At 40.1% G+C, this 21,987-nt stretch carries 20 protein-coding genes and 1 riboswitch; of the genes, 10 read left to right on the top strand and 10 right to left on the bottom strand.

Translation table 11 applies throughout. The features are described 5' to 3' along the window. Positions 1-165 precede the first annotated feature (165 nt). On the top strand, positions 166-486 hold the full coding sequence (locus tag K0S23_RS00495) for a DUF6686 family protein (protein WP_300352773.1): 321 nt from the start codon (positions 166-168) through the stop codon (positions 484-486). On the opposite strand, the gene corA is transcribed toward K0S23_RS00495, so the two are convergent. Next, entirely contained in the window at positions 483-1,493 is a 1,011-nt protein-coding gene (corA, locus tag K0S23_RS00490) for a magnesium/cobalt transporter CorA (RefSeq protein WP_300352770.1), read from the bottom strand. The genes K0S23_RS00495 and corA overlap by 4 nt on opposite strands. A 276-nt stretch (positions 1,494-1,769) precedes the next feature. On the opposite strand from corA, the gene K0S23_RS00485 reads away from it, so the two are divergent. After that, complete coding sequence (locus K0S23_RS00485) at positions 1,770-2,360, top strand: hypothetical protein (RefSeq protein WP_300352768.1); 591 nt, start codon at positions 1,770-1,772, stop codon at positions 2,358-2,360. A 74-nt stretch (positions 2,361-2,434) separates the two neighbouring features. Here K0S23_RS00485 and K0S23_RS00480 read toward each other — a convergent pair whose 3' ends face one another. From K0S23_RS00480 to K0S23_RS00470, 3 genes are read right to left on the bottom strand one after another with little or no spacing between them, the layout of a single operon-like run. After that, complete coding sequence (locus tag K0S23_RS00480) at positions 2,435-4,675, bottom strand: hypothetical protein (protein ID WP_300352766.1); 2,241 nt, start codon at positions 4,673-4,675, stop codon at positions 2,435-2,437. A 17-nt stretch (positions 4,676-4,692) separates the two neighbouring features. After that, entirely contained in the window at positions 4,693-5,682 is a 990-nt protein-coding gene (locus tag K0S23_RS00475; protein WP_300352764.1) for a formimidoylglutamase, read from the bottom strand. Next, on the bottom strand, positions 5,675-6,091 hold the full coding sequence (locus tag K0S23_RS00470; protein ID WP_300352761.1) for a thioesterase family protein: 417 nt from the start codon (positions 6,089-6,091) through the stop codon (positions 5,675-5,677). Before K0S23_RS00470 ends, K0S23_RS00475 begins: the two co-directional genes overlap by 8 nt. Before the next feature lie 432 nt (positions 6,092-6,523). Here K0S23_RS00470 and dnaA point away from each other — a divergent pair, with 432 nt between their 5' ends. From dnaA to K0S23_RS00455, 3 genes are all read left to right on the top strand, one after another. Continuing rightward, positions 6,524-7,954 carry a chromosomal replication initiator protein DnaA gene (dnaA, locus tag K0S23_RS00465; protein ID WP_300352758.1) on the top strand — a complete coding sequence of 477 codons (1,431 nt, stop codon included), beginning with the start codon at positions 6,524-6,526 and terminating at the stop codon, positions 7,952-7,954. Between the two features lie 121 nt (positions 7,955-8,075). Further along, a complete protein-coding gene (locus K0S23_RS00460) occupies positions 8,076-8,768 on the top strand; it encodes a YigZ family protein (protein WP_300352755.1) in 693 nt (230 codons plus the stop codon). Next, a complete protein-coding gene (locus tag K0S23_RS00455) occupies positions 8,752-9,690 on the top strand; it encodes a M20/M25/M40 family metallo-hydrolase (RefSeq protein ID WP_300352752.1) in 939 nt (312 codons plus the stop codon). The genes K0S23_RS00460 and K0S23_RS00455 overlap by 17 nt, the downstream gene beginning before the upstream one ends. On the opposite strand, the gene K0S23_RS00450 is transcribed toward K0S23_RS00455, so the two are convergent. Both K0S23_RS00450 and K0S23_RS00445 read right to left on the bottom strand, forming a co-directional pair. After that, the gene (locus K0S23_RS00450) at positions 9,691-10,041 is read right to left on the bottom strand and encodes a hypothetical protein (RefSeq protein WP_300352750.1); all 351 of its coding nucleotides are present in this window, start codon (positions 10,039-10,041) and stop codon (positions 9,691-9,693) included. Between the two features lie 3 nt (positions 10,042-10,044). Next, a complete protein-coding gene (locus K0S23_RS00445; protein WP_300352748.1) occupies positions 10,045-11,268 on the bottom strand; it encodes an NAD(P)/FAD-dependent oxidoreductase in 1,224 nt (407 codons plus the stop codon). Positions 11,269-11,612: 344 nt separating this feature from the next. Here K0S23_RS00445 and K0S23_RS00440 point away from each other — a divergent pair, with 344 nt between their 5' ends. Further along, complete coding sequence (locus tag K0S23_RS00440) at positions 11,613-11,978, top strand: DUF983 domain-containing protein (protein WP_300352745.1); 366 nt, start codon at positions 11,613-11,615, stop codon at positions 11,976-11,978. A gap of 77 nt (positions 11,979-12,055) precedes the next feature. Here the strand turns inward: K0S23_RS00440 and K0S23_RS00435 are convergent, their stop codons facing one another. From K0S23_RS00435 to K0S23_RS00420, 4 genes are all read right to left on the bottom strand, one after another. Next, positions 12,056-13,732: a DUF4139 domain-containing protein gene (locus K0S23_RS00435; RefSeq protein WP_300352742.1), complete on the bottom strand. Its 1,677-nt coding sequence runs from the start codon at positions 13,730-13,732 to the stop codon at positions 12,056-12,058. A gap of 221 nt (positions 13,733-13,953) precedes the next feature. Next, the gene (gene glmM, locus K0S23_RS00430) at positions 13,954-15,339 is read right to left on the bottom strand and encodes a phosphoglucosamine mutase (RefSeq protein ID WP_300352739.1); all 1,386 of its coding nucleotides are present in this window, start codon (positions 15,337-15,339) and stop codon (positions 13,954-13,956) included. Between the two features lie 66 nt (positions 15,340-15,405). Further along, positions 15,406-15,897 (bottom strand): 6,7-dimethyl-8-ribityllumazine synthase, encoded by a 492-nt coding sequence (ribH, locus tag K0S23_RS00425; RefSeq protein ID WP_300352736.1) that lies wholly within the window; start codon positions 15,895-15,897, stop codon positions 15,406-15,408. Positions 15,898-15,905: 8 nt separating this feature from the next. Then, on the bottom strand, positions 15,906-16,538 hold the full coding sequence (locus tag K0S23_RS00420) for a tetratricopeptide repeat protein (RefSeq protein WP_300352734.1): 633 nt from the start codon (positions 16,536-16,538) through the stop codon (positions 15,906-15,908). 210 nt (positions 16,539-16,748) lie between these two features. Continuing rightward, positions 16,749-16,946: riboswitch (cobalamin riboswitch) on the top strand. A 110-nt stretch (positions 16,947-17,056) separates the two neighbouring features. On the opposite strand from K0S23_RS00420, the gene K0S23_RS00415 reads away from it, so the two are divergent. Genes K0S23_RS00415 through K0S23_RS00400 form a run of 4 tightly spaced genes read left to right on the top strand, consistent with a single transcriptional unit; the run spans position 17,057 to position 21,972 of the window. Then, positions 17,057-18,013: a DUF4465 domain-containing protein gene (locus K0S23_RS00415; RefSeq protein ID WP_300352732.1), complete on the top strand. Its 957-nt coding sequence runs from the start codon at positions 17,057-17,059 to the stop codon at positions 18,011-18,013. A gap of 30 nt (positions 18,014-18,043) precedes the next feature. Beyond that, positions 18,044-19,948, top strand: coding sequence for a TonB-dependent receptor plug domain-containing protein (locus K0S23_RS00410; protein WP_300352729.1), 1,905 nt, complete (start codon positions 18,044-18,046; stop codon positions 19,946-19,948). After that, on the top strand, positions 19,938-20,999 hold the full coding sequence (locus K0S23_RS00405) for a DUF5074 domain-containing protein (RefSeq protein ID WP_300352726.1): 1,062 nt from the start codon (positions 19,938-19,940) through the stop codon (positions 20,997-20,999). The genes K0S23_RS00410 and K0S23_RS00405 overlap by 11 nt, the downstream gene beginning before the upstream one ends. Beyond that, entirely contained in the window at positions 20,992-21,972 is a 981-nt protein-coding gene (locus K0S23_RS00400) for a T9SS type A sorting domain-containing protein (protein WP_300352723.1), read from the top strand. The genes K0S23_RS00405 and K0S23_RS00400 overlap by 8 nt, the downstream gene beginning before the upstream one ends. The last annotated feature ends 15 nt before the right edge of the window (positions 21,973-21,987 follow it).

Raw genomic sequence — 21,987 nt, 5'->3', positions numbered from 1 at the left:
GGATTCTTTGCAAGTACCAAAGATAGTATCAGAAAGCTTTGTTTAAACGATGATTTGTTACGAGTTATGAACGATGCAAGGTTAATTTCGCAGGAGAAAATTATACCGCTTTTTGGGTATTGCCCGGAGTGATTCTAAGAAATAATTTTACCCGAAACAATCGGTATGTGTCATTACAAAACAATCAGCAATAATTCTTTCGGATGTCTTATTCAATGTAAAAACTGTGAGCAATTCCATCTTGGATTCGGTACCGTAGTACTGATTCTTTCATCTGATGAATTTATTCGCTTTTCCGACCAGGTGGAGACTATTCACGCTATGCACTATTCAGAAAAAAGAGAAAGCAACGAAAAAATCTACATGCACACGGACAGCTCAAAATTGGTTCTCGCGTTTACACACAAAGAATGGATGAAACTTTATCAGCTGTTGGAAGAATCCCGTTTTATGCTTTACGCAAATCAATTCATCAACCGGCATTAATTGTTTCTCCTGAGCCACCCTCTTTTCCAAAAAATAAAAATCAAAACGATTGTAATGAAGATCATTACTCCCCAGATCATATAGTATCCGTTATGCCATTTCAGCTCGGGCATGTTTTCGAAGTTCATTCCATAAACTCCCACAATAAAGGTCAAAGGAATAAAAATTGCGCTGGTCACAGTAAGCACTTTCATGATCTCATTCATGCGCTGACCCTGGATCGCATAATACAAATTAGCAACACCCTCCAGCATTTGCTTTTGTGATTCGATCTCATCAATTAAACTCAAGCAGGTGTCTTTCAACTCACGGAAATAATGAATATTATCTTCTATGATCATTTCATTTTCCACCCGGTCCAACTGCCCCATTAATTCTTTCATCGGGAAAACAATTTTCCTCAGATCAAGTAATTTTCGTTTTTCCCATTCCACTTTACGAAGCACTTCACTTCTCTGGTTTCGCAATACCAGTTTATCCAAGAGTTCAATATTCAATGCAATTTCCTGAACTACTTCCGTATAGTTATCAATGATAGCTTCCAGCATGCGGAAGAGAAGAAAATCAGGACCTTTGTAGCGAACCTTACCGCGTTTGTATTCAATCCGTTCACGAACCGTCGGGAAATGGTCTGAAGACCTTTCCTGGAAAGAAATCAGGTAATTATCTCCGATAATAAAACTAATACGCTCTTTTTTCAGATCATAATTATTCAATCCTTCTTTTGGTAATGCTGAAACAATGCTGAAAAACACATAATCGGAATACTCTTCCAGGCGAGTGCGCTTATTTTCATCAAACAGGTCTTCCTGAAGCAGTTTATCGATACACAATTTATCACACAGCTTCTGAATCGCTTCTTTGTTCTTCATTGAATGAAAGTTCAGCCAATAGGTCGAATTCATATCATCAAACGGATTGAAATTTTCCGCAAAATAGTCCTCCGTATTCTTCTCCAAAGAGAAAACATCCAGATTATACTTGTAAAGTTGTGCTACCTGAGACATGTAACGAAAATAGCATTTTTCGAATTACAAATTACGTCCCGATCACTATCGGGATACGAATATCGAATGTCAAAATCTCCCAACCCTACTTTTTAATCAATTCATCCTACCAGCAAAGATTTATTTTAAACTGATTAACAAACAAGTGGTATAATTATTGAAACACCTTCTAAAAGAATATTCGCCATGTTAAATCCTTCACACTCTCATACATACCTCATACTATACCCATACTTGATCCATACATGACCCGTACTTAATCCATACTCAACTGTTATGAAAAAAATGATCCTTTATCTATTTTTACTTCCATTTATCTGTCAGGCACAAACAGATACGCTTGTTGTCGAAATTATATACGGTTCAAAACCTATCGCTAAAAATGAATCACACTGGTTCGGAGGAAAATTAGGCGGACATATAGGCCTTCGAATCGGGAAAGACAGCGTGATGCATTTTGTTCCGGGCGGAAGAGTTGCCGCAACGAATATCAATTCCGACACGGGAAGCTATCTTATTTCGAGTACCAAACAATTTTACAGAACCTTTCGAGCTGACACCACGAAAACCTGTAGGATTTTTATCCCCGTCAGTTCGACTCAAAAGCAAAAGCTGCTCAACGATTCAAAATCATTCTTAAAAGAAGGTCCTTATCCATATGCTTTCTTCGGAATGAGATGTGCCGCTGCGTGTTATCACCTGTTATCTCTGGCAGATGTCACGAAAGATCTATCGAGAAGTAAAATGACCTGGAAGTTTATTTACCCGAGAAAATTGAGAAAATATCTTTTCAAAGAAGCCGCTAAAAAGGGCTGGAAGATTGAGAGAACACCCGGTTCAACAAAACGGAAGTGGGACCACGACTGACTTCAACCCCGCTCAGTTGCTGTGTTCAAAACAAGGAAATTAAAAAGACACTTAGCGAAGTCGAAATGACACTTTCAATTCAAGAGTTTCTGATATTTTTCGAATTCCTTCACATTGGAAGAACGCTTGATTGCTGCCAGCACTTTTAATTTCTCGTGCTTGGTTAAATGCCACGAAAGACTGATCCGGTCTTTTTGCAATTCCCTCAGATTCAAATTAATTGTCCGGATAGGCACTGCATATTTATCCATTGTCACACGAAGCAGTTCATCCTGGTCGTAATCCTGGATTCGCGGAAAGTTGGTAAATACATTTGAAAGCGGCGTGGTAAACTTATCGAACAATCCGAAAGAACGTGCTTGCTCATTATACATGATCCGTTTGTTATCGCGAATTTGAAGAATTACTACTCCACTGGTGTTTTTTCTGATCCAGGATTCTAATCTCATGAGCCATTGAACAGTTATCCGGGTGCCGAAATTGTCACGAGCACCAGCATCCATCACTTGAATTTCCGGGGTAGTCGGCAAACTCGTCATGGGAAGAACGTAGGGGAAAGATGCATTCATCCGCAATGCAGAAGACAGGCGCAATTTTTCCGATTTTTGTTTTTTCAGCAGGAGGTGAATATCAATATTTTCCTGAACGCGATTCATTTCCGGTGATGGTGATGCAGAATCCATCAAAAAGCTCAGTCCTAACGAAGAAATCATTATCCGCCTTCCATCATTAACAACTGAGGGAGTGAGGATAATATTGGGAATAATTCCTTTTTTCTCAAAGGCCCGGAAATATCTCAAAGGTTTATTCAGTCTCTGACCGGTATTCTCATTCAGATCCGATTCAAAAGCCATCGCCCGGTCGTAACTGTATTCCGAATCTTCAAAACTGGACTGATAGCGGAAAAACAGATCATTAGTAGATGCCGCAAACGATAATTTATTCAACAGATCCTGGGAGATTTCTTCAAAATACTTTTTATCGTTGAAGTTCACTTTTTTCGTTTGATAATTCTCCAGCAATAATGAACGGTAATAAGATGCACCAACCGTCCCACCGGAGGCTCCCGTTATCATCGCAATGTGTCTGGACGATTTAAAATCACTCAGGGAATCACAAATCCGGAGCACCTGGAAAACCCATGATGCACTCCGCGAACCTCCTCCGGAAGTATTCACAACCACCATAAGCGGCTTTTTTTCTCCTGTTTGCTTCTTCCAATTCTCCAAATAAGTAATGTAATCCTCGTAATCACCCGAACGCTGGGTTGCGTCCTTACTCAATTCGTGAATTGCCGAATCGGAATAAACTGCGGGCTGATCATAGGCCAAGCCGTAAGCCTGTGTTTGAAACTTAAACATCTCCACTGTTTTGGACAAATAGTTCATGAACAGGAAACACAGAATAATGATCGGGTAAGCCCAAACCCTCAGCCAGGATAAAAGCGCACTCAACAGCATCAGGATAATGGTAAGAAGCAGCACTACACTTACACCCGCAGGAACATCGAGAAATGTTTTACCACCGAATAAGCCGATCAGGATAAAGGTCAGAATGGTCGCTATTTCAAAAACAGTTGTTGAAATCCTGTTTTGGTCAAATACCGATTGGAGCAGCGTCTGAGCATAATGTTTTGTAGAGCGGCATTGCTGTATCCGTAATCCTCTTCCGACATACCAGTACAAGCGCTGCCTGTTGGCACTTTTAACTTTGATCCGGTTTCTCTTTCCGAAGCGCATCCAACGAGTAGTTCTAACGGACCGCTCCTCATCGTAGCGTTTTAATTCAAAGAGGTTCTTATTGATCGGGAAAAAGTAAAGCAGCGAAACCCCCACAAAAAGAAAGAAACCCACTAAAAATCCGAACACAAAAAGAGATATATTCAGCCAGGACTCAAATTCTTCCATTCGCTGAAAACGAATAATCCGAATGATAAAAAAAACAATAAAGCTTACCGGGATGATGCTGTTGTTGATGCAAAAACGCACAAATGGTTTGTTGACCATTGCCAAAAAAGGAAAGCGTGAAGCAAGCCTCATATAAGAATACGAGTGAAAAGCCATTGTCAGTCCTCCAAAAGAAAAACCAATAAGCAGAAAAGAGAAAAAGCCTGTGTCGCCCTGGTACTCGGGAGATAAAAACAAATACGCAAGACCAAAACCAATCCCGACTTTATCCGATATCAGCAAAAAGAAAAAGACCCAATAGAAGAAGCCAAGCAGGTTGTGCTTCAAATGATGAGCCAATAATACGAAAGGGAAAAAGACCCTTACGAACTGAAATGTATTGGAGGTAATATCCCGGAGTGCAGCCACAAACCCAATATTACGAATTAAAGATGATGTTTATGGTACTCTTTAACAAAATCTGTCACCAAATAAGTCAGAGTTTTTCCAACAATGAGCTCATCCGCTTCATTTTTCGGAGCAGCTTCAGGCAAATGCAGGTAGCTGACTTTTTCAAGAGAAGCCATTTTTCGCACATAAATCCTTGCCTGATCCACCGTTATTCCGGAAGGCGTAAAAGCACTTGAAGGCATATATGCAATTGCGTCCATATCCAGTTCAACACCCATTACCGTCTGAAAATGGGAATCGTAAACCTTATCGATATCTGCCTGAAACTTAAATGATTTTTCCAGCCAGGATTCATAAAAAGTAAAGAATGCTTTCATTTCCTCTAAATGGTCGAGTATAAATTGGTTATTGTATGATTCATGTAAGCCCAGGACAGAATAATGTCCCAGGAATCCGTATTCATACGCATAAGAAAACGGATTTCCGGAATGCCTTCCTTCCATTGCCCTTGTATCTGCGTGCGGATCCAGGTTCACCACCGAAATTGCAAGACCAAGTGACTCCGACACCCCTTTGATGATCGGATAGGCATTGTTGTGTCCACCCCCAATAACAATAGGGATTCCTCCGCAATCAACTACTTCCTTCACCCAGGCTGAAAGCAAATAATCCAGATCATCCACATGCAGATAAGAGATCGTATCTACCGGTTCTCGCAAATCAATAAATCCATGAATACAGATCGAATTTCCTGTTAAAAACTTGTTGGACTGCACTCCTAAAAAGCGCGAAATAAAAGCTTCAAATGCAGCTTCAGAACCACCTTTCCCACCATTCAAACGCGGACCAATATCCTCTTTAACTCCAAGAATGTGAAAGCGTTTTTCCTTCCAGCTGTCTACTTCCTCAGACGAACGAAACAATACGTTCTGGCCAATTCGGATCTCACCATCCCTTTCCGTCAGCCAGCGCTTCAAATGCGTTTCATCCGGCAGCTGTAATTTAAAAAAAGTAGATTCAAGCATGGTGTTTTTCCATTAGTTCAACAAAAGCACTTGGAGGAGCAATCGGTTTCATGCTTTCCTTTGAAACAAACACCAGAGTGGTTTTTGCTTTACTCAGGCATTCTTGCTTCTCGTTGTAAAGTGTGTATTCAAAAAACAAGCGCGGACCTTTCAACTCTGTAATTGCCGTAACAATTGTCAGTTCATCGTCATACAGCGCAGGTTTAAAATAGTCCACTTCAAAATGGCTTACTGGCAACATCACTCCACTTTCTTCCAGTTCACGGTAGCTCATTCCAAGAGAACGCATTGCTTCCACCCTTCCCACTTCAAAATAAGCGGCATAATTTCCATAATAGCAATACCCCATCTGGTCTGTTTCGCCATATCTCACACGCACCTTTGTCGGGAATTCAAATGAAGTCTTCATGAAGTTTTAAGTTCTAAATAAATTCGGTTAAATGTCGTAACTATTTTTCAGATTTTTGATTAGAATTCACATGGGGTTTTAAAGAACATTTCCGGAACATTAAATCAAGGTTATTGCAATCTAATTTCGTACCTTTGAAGAAGAGTGTTTTTTAATGTTTAAATATCAAAATTTAACATTTGACTATAAAATTCGCATATTCATCGAACAATCAGTCGGTTTTAAGAAAATTGTAATATGATATTAAAGGATTACTTCAATACAAAGCAAAACTTTTCAAATAATCAACCCCTAAACGACTTTTTTTTTCACTTTTTTATGAGAATATTTGCTCACTTAAAAATTCGAAGGCTTAACAGTTAAGCTATGAATCTATTACGCTGATTATTTTTTTATTAACATATTATTATAAACGTTTAAATACCCTGCTAAATGAGTGCCAACCATGACGCTATTTGGAATTCCTGTCTGAAAGTTATCAAGGATAATTTACCAATCCAAGCTTACAAAACTTGGTTTGAACCGATTGTTCCCGTAAAGCTTGAAAACAACATTCTGACAATACAAGTTCCATCTCACTTTTTTTACGAATGGTTGGAAGAACATTATATTACTCTGTTAAAAAAGGTAATTAAAAAAGAGCTCGGACAAGAAGGGCATTTGGAATACAGTATTGTAATGGAAAATTCTGCCAGCAATTCCAATCCTTATACAGTGAAACTTCCTGCTTCCGATAAGAAGGCTGTGAAGAACGCACCTATGCATATGCCCATAAACATCAGCGACAATCCGATCAAGAATCCATTTATTATTCCCGGATTGAAGAAAGTGAATGTCGATTCGAACCTGAATCCGGCGTATTCATTTGAGAACTTTGTGGAAGGTGACTGTAACCGCTTAGCACGTTCTGCAGGTTATGCAGTAGCGAACAAACCCGGAGGAACAGCTTTCAATCCTTTATTGATCTACGGTGGTGTCGGATTGGGAAAAACGCATTTAGCCCACTCAATCGGTATTGGTGTAAAGAATCAATTCCCGAATAAAACTGTTCTTTACGTTAGCTCCGAGAAGTTCGCACATCAGTTTATTGACGCTGTTCGTAATCAAACAACGAACGATTTCATTCACTTCTATCAAATGATTGATGTTTTGATCATTGATGATGTTCAGTTCTTCTCCGGAAAAGAAAAAACACAAGACGTATTCTTCCATATTTTCAACCATTTACACCAAAATGGAAAACAAATCATTTTAACATCGGATAAACCGCCGGTTGAAATGCAGGGAATGGAACAGCGCTTATTGTCCCGCTTCAAATGGGGATTGTCTGCAGACCTTTCAACTCCTGATCTGGAAACGCGTATTGCGATCATGGAGAAGAAAATGTATGGCAGCGGTATCGAACTTCCACGCGAAGTTGTTGAATACCTTGCATACAGCATCAACACAAATATTCGTGAGATGGAAGGTGCAATGACTTCACTTCTTGCTCAGGCTTCGTTAAACAAAAAAGCAATTACGCTTGATTTGGCGAAACAAATGATCGATAAGTTTGTGAAGAATACTGCCCGTGAAGTTTCAATTGACTATATCCAAAAAGTGGTTTGTGATTATTTTGACTTACCAATTGAAATGCTGAAATCAAAAACACGTAAGCGTGAAGTTGTTCAGGCCCGTCAGATTTCGATGTATTTCTCTAAGAAAATGACAAAGTCTTCATTGGCAAGTATCGGAGCACACTGTGGTGGAAAAGATCATGCAACTGTTCTTCATGCATGCAGAACGGTGATTAATCTTTCTGAAACAGACAAACAGTTCCGGGTTTACCTGGAAGATCTCGAAAAGAAATTGACTATTCAATAATATCAGAATGGCTGTCCGGAAAGACAGTCATTTTTGTTTTAGCGAGTATTTTCGTAACGTAATTTATTGGTTTTAAACCTCGTCCCAATATTGGGACATTGGGAATTTCCAAATTCGGAAAATGCGAATTAAAATATTCTTTCTTTTCCCGATCTTTCTTTCTTCTTACCTTTGCAAACTCATGCAAGGAGGTAAATTCAAAACAATCACAACACTAAGCGAAGGATTCTACAAAGAAAAGGGATCCAAGTTTCTTGCGTTTGCCATTCCCTGCAAAACAGAGGAAGAAATCAGGGACCATATCCAGCGTCTTAGAAAAGAACATCACCAGGCTGTTCACGTTTGTTCTGCTTTCCGTCTGGGAAGCGATAAAAAAAAATACCGGGCAAGTGACGACGGAGAACCATCCAATTCTGCAGGAGCTCCAATCCTTGGACAAATTCAATCATTTGACCTGACAAACATTCTAATCGCTGTTGTAAGATATTACGGCGGAGTAAATTTGGGTGTCGGCGGCCTGATCAATGCATACAGAACTGCTTCAAAAGAAGCCCTGGAAAATGCTCAGATTATCGAACAGGAAGACGAACTGCTCATCACTTTACTTTACGATTACAATGAAATGCCACAGGTTATGGCTCTCCTGAAAAACAGCCGGGCGAGAATTATTAATCAGGATTTTCAATTATCTTGTAAGCTAAACATCCAGCTCCCGGTCTCAGAACTAAACTTGCTGGAACAATTTATGGAATTAAACCTTCTTCTGCCGGAAGAAAAAAATATCAGAATAGAAAATCATGGAATTATCCAATAGTCAATTACTTCAGGATCTTATCAGCACCCAGGGACTGGCAAGTGATGAATCGCGAATTAAGTCATTTATCAAAGAATACATCCTTAAGAATTCTTCAAGATGGAAATCAAAACCGCATATCATTGATGGTCTGGGTTTCCAGGATGCACTCATTTTGGTTTTCGGAAACCCAAGAACGGCTGTTTATGCCCATATGGACACGATCGGTTATTCAGTAGGCTATGAAAATGAACTGATCCGTGTGGGAGGACCAAAAAATATTGACGGAACAATCTTAGTCGGGAGTGATTCTCAAGGCATTGTTGAAGGCGAACTGATGATCTTTGAGAATGAATATAACCAGCAACGCATCCAGCTTTCTCATGAACGCATTATCGACAGAGGAACACTGCTTTCTTTTAAACCCAATTTCAAAGAAACCAAGGAATACATTCAATCACCTTATTTAGATAATCGATTAGGTGTTTACGTTGCACTTCAATTGGCAGAAACAATGGAAAACGGAGCCATTGTATTTTCTACGTATGAAGAACATGGCGGAAATTCCGTTGGAGCCTGTGCCAAATACCTGATGAATAATTACGAAGTATTTCAGGCCCTGATCTGCGATATTACCTGGGTTACTCCGGGTGTTGTTCACAAAGGAGGTGTCGCAGTTTCTATGCGCGACAGTATGCTGCCCCGGAGAAAGTACTTAAATAAGATCATTTCAATAGCAAATGATTCCGGGATAAAATACCAATTGGAAGTGGAATCAGCAGGCGGAAGTGATGGTTCTGTGCTTCAAAAGTCAGATCTGCCGATCGATTGGTGCTTTATAGGAGCTCCGGAAGATAATGTCCATACTCCAAAAGAGAAAGTTTATAAGAAAGACATTGAATCTATGATTGAAATCTACCGCGTTTTAATGGACCAGCTGTAATTAACGGATTTCAGTAACTTCTTTGATTTCAATAGCTCTGAACTCTGAGCACCCTGTTCCTCTTTCGTCCAATACTTTAAAGATCAGTTTTAAACGCAATTTATCTACCTGGAACTTAGGGTCCAGGTTAGCCGGAGTATAACTATACTTATTTTTTCCATGTGAAACTTGAATAACAGGTCCGCAATCCAGTATCTGAACCTCTCCAAGGTAGTATGCATCATCGCTGTGTCTGATTGTCTTGGGAGTTTCTGCTTCCGTTTGTGTATTCGTCTGTTCCTGCGACACTTTTTCAGGTGTACGACACGAAACCAACAATCCACAAATTAGTATCAAAACGGCTCGAATCATCTTCTATTTGTTTTGTAATACACTTTTCCCGGCTATTGCCGCTGTTGTCCAGGCTGCCTGGAAATTAAAACCTCCCGTAACTCCGTCGATATCCAGGGTTTCCCCGGCAAAAAAGAGCCCGGAAACTTTCTTCACTTCCATTGTTTGCACATTGATTTCGTTCAAATCAACTCCTCCGGCAGTTACAAACTCTTCCTTAAAGGTCGTTTTTCCTTCCATCAAATACAAATCATTGACTAAAATTTCCAATAGCTTGTTTTGGTGCTTTGGTGTCAACTCAGAGCATTTGAACTGATTTGGAATTCCTGCCTTTTCCAAAAGATAGGTCCACAATCTCGATTTGATAGCATAGATCGGTGTATTTACCACCAGTTTATTAGATAAAGTGAATTCTTTGATCTTTTCCCTGACAAGTTCTTGATTCTCCTCTCCTGTCCAGTTCACAGCGATTTGAGACTTATATCCTTTCAACTCCAGGATTCGCGCACCAAACGCAGATGATTTCAAAACAGCCGGACCACTCATTCCCCAATGAGTAATTAGCAAAGGGCCGTTAGAAGTCCATTTTTCTCCTATAATTTTCACCAATGCATTTTCCTGTACGATTCCCATCAGCTCTTTGACCGGTTCACCTGGCATATTAAAAGTGAAAAGTGACGGGACGGGCGGAACAATTTTCAGATTAAATTCTTTCAATATTTCAAAACCGGATATTTTTGGTTGTCCACCGGTCGTAACAATTACTGCCTTTGAATGGAAGATTTCATCGGGAGTCCGAACCTCAAACAAACCGGAATCCAGTTTTTTAACAGTTTCTACCCGCTGATTCAATATTAATTGCACTCCATTCTTCTTCAACTCGTTCAAAAAGCAATCAATTATAGTCTGTGAATCATTGCTTACGGGAAAATAACATCCGTCCGGGTACAATTTCAAAGGAACATTCCGAGTCTCCAGCCATGCTTTCATATCTGAACTGGAAAAGTGGTAGAATGCCTTTTTAAGAAAGCGCTCACCTCTTGGATAGTGTTTAGATAATTCTTCCGGGTCAGAGATCACATTGGTAACATTGCACCTTCCACCACCGGAAATCTTGACCTTTGCCAATGGTTTAGAGCTTCTTTCCAGGATAGCGATTTTTGCATGTTTAAAGTTTTCCGAAGCTTTGATCGCTGAAAAACATCCGGCAGCTCCCGCACCAATCACCAAAACATCCAATTTTTTCATCCCTCAAAAGTAATCACAAAAGAGCCTACGGAACGAAAGTTTTTTTCGATTCTGTTCTAAATTCGCGATATTGCGAACAGCCCTTTATCCATAAGGGTTTCCGAACAATTTCAACCAAAGAAAAAGGCCAAATGCAACTGCACTTAGCCTCTTTCCCTTAACCTGTAGATGTTAATAATTGATCCGTTAGTTTCTTTAACGCCTAAAGCAGAAAAAGGTTTCAAAAAAAATATAAAAATTGATCCGCATCAGCTTTTCTTCGGATCGGTGTTTCTAACTTTGCTGTAATTAAAGATAAAGGTGTGCTAATCGGTAAAGGATCAAAATTGAATAGTGTTCTCAGGATGAAATGTCCCAGATGTCAGGAAGGAGATTTTTATGTCGCTCATCCCTATTCTCTGAAAAACGTTGGTGAAACCCATAAATATTGTCCAAGCTGCGGATTGAAATACGAAAAAGAGATCGGATTCTATTACGGAGCAATGTATGTTTCTTATGGTTTGGGTGTCGGACTGTTTGTAGCCTGCTGGGCTGGTTTCAATTTATTTTTCCCCAACGCAAGTACCTTTATTCAGATTTCAGTCATTTCCGGACTTTCTATTTTTCTAAGTCCTTATCTGTATGCTTTATCGAAAATAATCTGGGCAAACCTGTTCTTTTCCTATGATCCGGAAGCTCTAAGTAATTACAAAAAGGATCAAAATGTTTAGAGGGTTCAAAAAGTGATTCCTTTTGAAATAAAAAATCCCCCAGCCGGCAAACTGAGGGATCACATTCTACAAAACAATTATTGAAGGATGACATTTCGATCTTTCGGATATTTAATCTTAAACGAATAGGTAAATTTATCCGTGGCTTTGGTTTTCAAATTGACCGTCCAGGTTAACTTACCCGTCGTTTTATCATAATTTGCTTTATCCGTGCTGATCGTTTCTATAACGATTTCTCCGTTACTGGTTACAGGGATCTGGTCCTCAATAACCAAATCAATGGTGGTTGCTTTGAGGTTCTTCACGGAAATTTCGTAGGCATACGTGCGTTCGATATCGTTCCCAACAACTTTTTCCTTATACTCTTTTTTCAGGAGAATTCGCTTCGCAATAATATTCGGATCCTTGCCAAGGCTTAATTTCAAAGTATCGTTCATTGTAGTCGGATCAATGTATGTTTCACCAATGTACGTTCCGTCGAAGAAGATATTTGCACTTGCTGGAACCAGTTGCAAATCTTCCAGTTTAAGCACTTCTGCCACTAAGAAAACTCCCGGATCGATCTTTGGAACGGTATAATAGCGATAATTGGCAGTCAGATCCAGATTCCTTACCAAAACCAAATGGCTTTCATCATCACTTTCAATCGTATAAGGCAAATCAATTTTGTATTCTGCAGATAAAACACGGTTGATTACTGTTGTAAAGTTCGCAGCTGTTTCGCCTTCTTCTATTGATGAATCTTCAGAATCCTTTGCCTCTGACTTTTTTTCATACGCAACAGATGGAGCATTTGAGAGGCTATAACTGTTCAATCTTCCGTTTACAGCTTGAAAATTATAGTAATCGACATACCATGGGTGCAAATCCGGTTTGATTTTGTTTTGGTACGGATCATTCGTTGATAAGGTCAATTGCACATCATTCCAGGATTCTCCTGTATTTTGCTGAATACTCGCCTTATATGCCAGGTTTACTTTTCCAGAAGTAATTTCACTTCGGATATCGTATGACGGGATCCAGGAAGCCCCGGAAGCCAAATAAGAAACATTCAATTTCCCTGCAACTACTTCTTTCGATTGAAGCGTCACAACAATGCGGTGTATTGGGCCTGTAGGAACTTTTGGCGTATTGGACGACTGGTAATTCTGAAGATCGCTCATGCGCGTATTCATTTCCTGTAACGCACCGTTTTTGGATTTCAAGCGTTTATTCAATACCTGCAACTTCTTGTTTATCTCGTTCATTTTCAACTGGTAATAGTCCATTGCTTGTTTCAACAGTTGAATCGAATCGTTCACCTTTCCCTGACCGCGGATAGCTCCGTTATTAGACAAGATCGTTTTGGAAGTATTCAATACGTCGATCTCATCCTGGATCTCTTTGATGTCAAACAAAATCCCGTTGATCGAATCCTGCAGTAGATTGATGTCCCTTCTGATCTTTAAAGGAAGCCCTTCCAATTTGGGTTTTTCAGGTTCGGGATAATAAACCTGGTATTTGGAGTCGATCAGGACAACGTTTCCGAAAGCTTTCACCTGCAAACTTTTCGGATCTATATTCGGACTAACACCTTCAATGATCAATTCCGTAATTCCGGGTTTTACGTTGAAATTTGCTTTGCGATAAATTTGTGCACCATTCGTATAAACGGTTACTTCACTGATGGAAGATTTAATAATCTCTTTGTCATTGGCAGCGAGTGAAAGGAAATTTGGGAGAACTGCCAATAGGAGAACAACTATTTTTTTCATAGGAATCAATTTCCTGTTAGTACTTCCGAAAAGAATTTTCGTTCAAATAAATTTTAACAAAAAGAAAAAAGGTACGCTCAAAACGAACACACCTTTCTGATTATCAATCAGTAAATTATTTTTAACCGCAAAGAAGCAGAGGTTGCAAAGTTAGATCCTTTGCGTTCTTTGCTCCTTCGCTGTAGCTTCGGCGTAAGCGTTCACTCTTAGCGGTGAAAATATCAGATAAGTTCTTTGATTTCTCCAATAATCCGATCTGCCAAATCTGAAGCTGCTTGTGCATCTTTACTTTCCGTATACACACGAATAATCGGTTCCGTATTACTTTTGCGAAGGTGAACCCACTCTTTTCCGATATAGATTTTCACTCCGTCAACGGTGTCAACTTCTTCTCCTTTGTACTTTTCAGCCATTTGAATAAGAATAGCATCTACATCAATTCCGGGAGTTAGATCAATTTTCTTCTTGGCCATTTCGTAATTCGGGTAAGACGTTCTAAGAGCTGTCATACTCATGTTTTTATGTGCCAAATGCGACAAGAATAAAGCTATTCCGACCAACGAGTCTCTTCCGTAGTGTAATTCAGGATAGATAATTCCACCGTTTCCTTCTCCGCCGATCACTGCATTGGTTTCTTTCATTTTCACCACTACATTGACTTCTCCTACTGCAGAAGCATGGTAAGTACATCCAACTTCTTCCGTAATGTCTCTTAACGCTCTTGTAGAACTCAAATTGGAAACAGTTGCTCCTTTTCTTAAGGAGAGAATGTATTCCGAAACAGCAACCAATGTATATTCCTCTCCGAACATCGATCCGTCTTCATTTACCAAAGCAAGTCGATCCACGTCCGGGTCAACTGTAATTCCCAGGTGAGCTTTTTCCGAAACTACTCTTGAAGACAATTCTGTCAAATGTTCTTTCAATGGTTCGGGATTATGCGGAAAATGACCGGTCGGATCACAATACATTTCTACAACATCTGTCACACCTAGCCTGCGAAGTAATTGCGGAACTGAAATTCCTCCTGTGGAATTCACTGCATCCACCACGACTTTGAAATTGGCAATTTTAATTGCAGGAATATCTACATCCGGTAATTCACAGATGGCCTGGATATGTCGTTCGATGGCTTCTGTATCGGTGATTACTTTTCCCAGCTCGTCTACCTCAGCGAATACAAAGCTTCCATCCGTAGCAATTTTCAACAACAACTCTCCTTCAGCTCCTGAAATAAACTCTCCTTTGCTGTTCAACAGTTTTAAGGCATTCCATTGTTTGGGATTGTGGGAAGCAGTTAAAATAATTCCGCCGCTTGCCTTGTGATAAGGAACTGCCATTTCAACAGTTGGTGTTGTAGACAAGCCCAGATCGATCACTTCGATTCCCAAACCAACCAGTGTTTGAATAACGAGCGTTGCTATCATTTCTCCTGAAAGCCGGGCATCTCTTCCAACCACTACTTTCAATTTAGCTGTTTCCGAAACTGATTTTAACCAGGTACCGTAAGCCGCAGCAAACTGAACAGCATCAATTGGAGTTAAATTATCTCCGGGAGAACCGCCAATGGTCCCTCTGATTCCTGAAATAGATTTGATTAATGTCATCTTTTTATAGATTAAAGACGAAAGACAAGAGATAAAAGACAGATTAAGGTCTTCAGTCTTTTATCTTTAGTCTAATGTCTTTTTTAATTCGATCATTCTCAATACCGTTACAGCAGCTTCCACACCTTTATTCCCGTGTTTTCCGCCGGCCCGGTCAATTGATTGTTGTTCCGTATTATCGGTTAGTAAACAAAAACCGATCGGTTTGTTGTACTTTAAAGTTACATCCACTATTCCCTGGGTTGTTCCCGAACAAACAAAGTCAAAATGCCTTGTTTCTCCCTGGATCACAACTCCTATAGCAATTACTCCGTCAATCTTTTCATCCTGTGCCAACCATTGGGCACCAAGAGGAAGTTCAAATGCTCCGGGAACTTGTTTGATGTAAATGTTTGATTCCTTCACTCCAGCGTCAAGCAAAGTTTCCATTGCTCCTTCCAATAACTTGGAAGTGATATGACCGTTCCATTCAGAAACAACAATGCCGATTGAAAAATCGGCACCGTTTGGAATTGTATCTTTATCGAACGCTGATAAGTTTTTTAAACTTGTAGCCACGTTTCTAATTATTTATTGGATACTCTTGCAATGTATTTGTCAATCGTTTTTTGTTGACCGAACATATAGTAATCCTTGTTAATTCTTTCGTAAAGTTCTTTCGCTTTCTCGTAATCTTTGATCTCTTCAGCTACCTGACCGGCTTTGAACAAATAAGTTGGTGTTGTCCACTCATTTTCATTTGCATCAGCTGCATCAACATACATGTCTAAGGCATCTTTGAATTTACCCATTTCACTGTAGCAGTCACCTTGTAAACCAAGAGCCATTGCAGGTCCGTAAGTATCATCTAAAGAAACACCTTCCAACAATTTCAATGCTTTCTTGAAATCTCCTTTAGCCATGTATTGGCGAGCCAAAGTTAATTCAGCAACTTCTCCACCCTGGTATCCGTCGTTCTTCTTAACGAATGGCTCCAATTCAGCGATTGCTGCGTCTACAGAATCTTTCGCTGCCAGGTTCAACCCACGGTAATAACCTTCATTTGCTTTCTGGTTATTCGGAGCGTAAACGAATTGTTTGTAAAGAATGTATCCGAGAATCCCTACAATCAGTCCGATCACCACAGCGGTGATCAAACGAAGTTTCTTATTCTCTTTGAATTGACGTTTAATATCGTTAAAACTGGTAGTTCCTGCCATTTGAATATTTATTTAAGCGTTGCAAAAATAATCTTTTTTTCGAATCACGGATTGAAACTTATCAAAAGGTGAATGTGAAGAAGGTTTTTTTTGAAATTATCCGTTCAGGAACGAGGTCAATAACTGAAGCTAGTCTGTAAATTTTAGCTGAAGAGTAGATCTATTTAACCACCACTTTTCAATTCGTAATTCGTAATTAACAAAAAAGCATACCTTTGCAGCGTTTTAGGTTCGATTGTAAAAAATTACAAAACGATAATAGGGAATTCGGTGTGAATCCGAGACTGTATCTGCAGCTGTAACTCTTATCAAACGGTCTTCATAAATCCACTGATCCGCTGCGGCGGAATGGGAAGGAGAAGTCACCGGGGAGAAGTCAGAATACCTGCCTTGAACATAATTGAATGAAGACTTCAGATTAAAGTCGGGTTCGAAATGAGGGAGCTTTTCTCTCAGTTTGTTCTTATCTCTGATTTTTTCATTTGCTTTTATTTATTCATTTTAAATGCTTTAAGGCAATGAAAAAAATGTTACTCGCAGTTAGTGTGTTCTGCATCCAATTCACACAAGCCCAAACTGTCGTTACCTTTGACGACTTAACTTTAGCTCCCAACACGTATTGGGACGGCTCCGATTCCACTTTAGGTTTTACATCAGGTGGAGTTTATTTCGAAAATTCGTACGATTTCCAGTATGATTACTGGTCCGGTGGATTTATCTACTCCAGTTCAACCGATGTAACTACTGCAGGTTATACCAATGACTTTTCAGCTTACACAGGTACAGGTGGAAACTCGAGTCAAAACTATGCTGTGAATTACGGCGGCGGAATTGATTTCGGAACTGAAAAAATGCTGGGAAGTATCCAGGTGACGAATACTACTTATGCTGCACTTTCCATGTTAAACGGAGATGCTTTCGGAAAAGTATTTGGTTCTCCTAATGACGCTCAAGGTAATCCGGATGGAACAAACGGTGAAGATTGGTTTCGTTTATTGATCATTGGAAAAGATGCTCAAAACAATACAACGGATACGGTCATTTTCTATTTGGCTGATTACCGCTTTGCAGACAGTTTGCAGGATTACATTGTAAACACCTGGGAAACTGTTGACTTAACTCCGCTTGGAGAAGTTCAATTCTTAGAATTCGAGTTACAATCGACGGATGAAGGTTCTTTTGGAATAAATACTCCGGCTTATTTTGCTTTGGACAACATCTCTTACGGAACAGCTTCGCTTAACAAATTGAGCAGCGTAAACCAGGAAGTATATCCAAATCCGTCTACAGACAAAATCACAGTTAAATCTCCAAAAGGACAAATCAATGTATACTCCTTGTCGGGGGAATTGATCCTGACTCAGACAACCGATGGACTTCAGGAAATTAACCTGAATACGGTTCAGTCTGGAACATACATTATTGAAACAAGTACTTCTGAAGGAATTGCAAGAACGCGCATTAGTAAAATCTAATTGATCCTTCGGTTTACCATACCAACCCTGTTGATTATAGCCTCTTGTCCTGTTTTTGGGCAAGAGGTTAAACCAATTGAAGAAGTTGTTATTTCTCCGGGTAATGATCGGGAAAACAGCATTCAGATCGAATTGTCGAAAGATAAAATTCAAAACAAACTGGCCAGTGACCTCGGCCAGATATTAAGTTTACTTCCCGGCCTTCAAATTAAAAACTACGGAGATGTCGGCGGATTAAAAACAGTCAGCTTTCGTAGCTTAGGCGCCGGTCACACGGCTTTGGTCCAGGATTATTCATCAGTTTCTACCACCCAAAGCGGCCAGGCTGATCTGAGTTCTTTCCCTGTGGATTTCATTGAAAGACTGGAATTGATAACGCTTTCCCCTACCCGCACCCAGATCCCGGTTCATGCAAAACTTGCAGGAGCAGTAGTGAATGTCGAATCCGTTCATTCTTATGTTGGAACAAACATGCGGAACCTCATTCTTGGTGCCCAGGCAGGATCCTTTGATCAATACGAAGGCTACCTGATGCTTCAGAAGAGATCCCGGAAATGGGCAGGAACTTTAACCGGAAAGATCAGATCGTACGGCGGCTCTTATCCATACACTTACCTGAATGGGAATACCCGGATTCAGGACCGGCGAAAAAACAACAGTCTGCTGGAATACTTCGGTACTGCCTCCATCCAGTTTTCTCCGAATTCAGATCACCGGATACAGCTTCGGATCTCAGGTAACGAGTACAAAAAAGAGCTGGCGGGTGCTGTGATCTTTTACAACAGTAATGCCGCTCAGTATTTAAATGGCTTTGGTCTCAATGGCTCATTGAATCACCGGTATTCAAAGAATAAATGGAACATCTTTTCTTCTGTAAATTATCAGAAAAACAACCTGCAATACCTGGATTCAACTTATCTCAATTCGCTTGGTTATCTCGACCAGCGGTTTTATTCCGTCCAGGTTGATTTTCAATCCCAGGCAGCTTATAGCATTACAAAAGATCTGGAGATCCTGATCGGAAGTTCCTTTATCTCCGAAGAACTGAAAGGAAAATCACTTGTCGGCAATCGCCACAGAAACACTTCAGAAAGTATCCTGGGAATGGAATGGAAAGCACTTGGGAAAATTTTGGTGCAGCTCGGAGTACAAGGTGTTTTTGAAAAAAGAGATACCGTAAATCAGAGTCAATGGAATTTATTACCCGCAGTTTCCTGGAGCTTCGACCTCGGAAGCAAAAATAAGATCGGGATCGTTTACAGATATACCTGCCGACAGCCAACTTTCAGTGAACTGTATTACCGGCAGATCGGGAATACAAAACTCAGAACTGAAAAAGCACACATTGCATCTCTTCGCTATGAATTGGCACTTCCGTTTAAAAAAGGAATTTCCCAAACAATGATTCAGCCTTTTTACTCCTATGTCTATGACAAAATACTTGCTGTTCCGACAAAGAACCTGTTTATCTGGAGTATTCAGAATATCGGGATATCAGATGCAATCGGAGTTGAGTTTACGCAATTCATACAAAAGAAAATTGCCAATCATACACTTGGTGCCCGAATCAACTACACCTTTCAATATACCAGGGATATTAGTGATCCCGAAAGCCAGACCTACGGAGATCTTTTAAGCTATTCACCGCTTCATTCCGGGAGCCTTGAACTGGATTATTCCTGGAAGAAGATCGGTTTCTTCATCCTGACATCTTATTTGGGTGAACGATATGCTATGAATCAGAATATTCCTGTTAATTTACTGGAAGGCTATGTATTACTCGATGCAGGTGCTTCTTACACCCAGCAATTGAAAAAAAGCGAACTGACTCTGCGTTTTAGCGTCAATAATATTACAAACAGGCAATACAGTTACATCAATTATTTTGTAATGCCCGGTACTCACTTTAATATCAGACTTCAATATGCATTATAAAATTTTCCCCGTACTATTGATTGCTCTTCTGGCCTTTTCCTGCAAAAAGAAAAAAACACCGGAACCCGAAGCTCCTCAGATTCTTCAACATGGAATGCTGGTCTTGAACGAAGGACTTTTCCAGCAGAATAATGCTACTCTGGGCTGGTTCAATTTCTCGGATAATTCCTACACCGGGAATTTCTTTGAGCAGAAAACGAACCGTTCATTGGGTGACACCGGAAACGACATGAAGAGATACGGCGGAAAGATCTATGTTATCGTGAATGTTTCCAGTACCATTGAGATCCTGGATGCTTCCTCGGGAAATAGTATCAGCCAGATTTCCATGATCGCTAACGGAACCCCAAAACAACCTCGCTACATTACTTTTTATGGCCCGAAAGCATACATTACTTGTTATGATGGATACGTTGACGTTTTGGATACAGCTTCATTGAGTATCACCAACAGAATCCAGGTGGGTGCAAATCCGGAGGGCCTTGCAGTAAGCAACGGAAAATTATTTGTTGCAAACTCCGGGGGACTAAACTTCCCGAATGTGGACAGCACCCTTTCAGTCATTGACCTTGGAAATTACCAGGAAATCACCCGCATTACAGTTGGAAAAAATCCGGGGTCGGTTCAAACGGATGTAAATGGTGATGTATACGTCATCTCAAGAGGTGATTATGCAGGGATTCCTTCCCGGATGCACCGGATAAATGCCAATACAAATACATTAGCCCAATCTTTCACATTCGATGCTGGCAGTATTTCCCGTTTCAACACAAACTTCCTGATCTCTTATCACGATTTCAGTTCGGGAGATAATAAAATCGCACTATTTGATCCGAATACCGAAACAATGCTCTATCCGGAATACATTCCAACTTCAGGAATTCAAACCTTATACGGCGTTCAATATTCCGATATCACCAACAAAATCTACTGCCTGGATGCAAAGAATTACACAGTTACCGGTCAGGTACATGTATTTTCTCCGAATGGCATTTTTGAAACAAGTTATAACGTGGGACTGAACCCATGCAATATTTTAATTTATGAATAGACTTATTCTTCTGCTAGCCCTGATCCCGGGAATATTAAAAGCTCAAAGTTTCCACCCGGCACCGGGAAACCCCAACTCAATTGCTATTAAAAAAGACAGTTCGTGCTTTGTAGCTTGGGCAAGTGGCGGAACGGTTACCAGAGGATTTTTGGACATTTCCGACACCACGGTTCAGATAAACGGATCTAATAAGGCCAGCTTTGGTAATCTGAACCTGGCACTTGGTCCGGCAACCGGTTCAATTACAGATGTTCTTTCTTTGGGAGATAGCGGTATTGCAACCTTAAGCTTTGATCAGTTTATTATGGACGGTCCGGGTTATGATTTTGCGGTGTTTGAAAATGGATTTGCAGATAATTACATCGAATTGGGCCATGTAGAAGTAAGTTCCGATGGAATTCACTTTTTCCGTTTTCCATCCACCACGGAAATTCCATTAACTGTGCAAGCTAATAATGGTTCTTATACTGATTGCCGGATGGTAGATAACCTGGCTGGGAAATACCGCGTTGGTTACGGAACCCCATTTGACTTAAGCGATCTTCCCAGCGATCCAGACCTGAATAAATATGCTGTGAAATATGTCAGAATAATTGATGTAATTGGAGCCATTTCAGGCGATCATCTGACAAGCGATCAGTTCGGAACAACTATTAACGATCCGTTTCCAACTCCATTTGAATCCGGTGGCTTTGACCTGGAAGCAATCGGGCTTATCAACGCAACATTGGGATTAAATGATTTGCAAAATCTAAGAATTAGTGCATTTCCAAACCCTACGGCAGACCAAATTCAAATAACACTTGAAGGCAAGGCACGTTTAGCGCTGTTTTCCCCGGAAGGAAGATTGCTTCTTGAAATAAACCATTTGGATTCAAGCATCATATCATTGAATGAGTTCAGTACTGGAATCTACAATTTATTGGTAATTCAAAATGATAACACCCGGAATTTGAGTATCCTGAGAAAATAAATATCAATTTTCAAA

Origin of the sequence: Fluviicola sp., assembly GCF_029266855.1 — a bacterium.
Classification (GTDB): domain Bacteria; phylum Bacteroidota; class Bacteroidia; order Flavobacteriales_D; family Crocinitomicaceae; genus Fluviicola.
The sequence above is the reverse complement of the archived record's forward strand: the minus strand, read 5'-3'. Positions and strand labels throughout refer to the sequence as shown.